Genomic DNA, 345 nt, shown 5'->3' with positions numbered 1-345 from the left:
ACCCACGACGTCGCCCTCGTGATGGGCTCCGGCTGGGCCCCGGCCGTGGAGGCGCTCGGCACGCCCGAGACCGAGTTCCAGGTCACCGACCTGCCCGGTTTTCCGCCCCCGGCGGTCGAGGGCCACGGCGGCAAGGTCCGCTCGTACCGCATCGGTGACAAGCGCGCGCTCGTCTTCCTGGGCCGGACCCACTACTACGAGGGCCACGGCGTCTCCGCCGTCGTGCACGGCGTCCGCACCGCCGTGGCCGCGGGCTCCAAGACGGTCGTCCTGACCAACGGCTGCGGCGGTCTGCGCGAAACCATGCGCCCCGGCCAGCCGGTCCTGATCAGCGACCACATCAAC

General features: G+C 72.8%; 1 pseudogene. It reads left to right on the top strand.

Annotated elements, in window-relative coordinates:
* Window positions 1–345 (top strand): annotated as a pseudogene (locus tag DSY14_RS28375) (purine-nucleoside phosphorylase); the annotation flags it as partial.

Origin of the sequence: Nocardiopsis sp. MG754419 (genome assembly GCF_018207095.1) — a bacterium.
In the GTDB taxonomy this organism is placed as follows: domain Bacteria; phylum Actinomycetota; class Actinomycetes; order Streptosporangiales; family Streptosporangiaceae; genus Nocardiopsis.
This window is presented reverse-complemented; position numbering and strand designations above follow the sequence as displayed.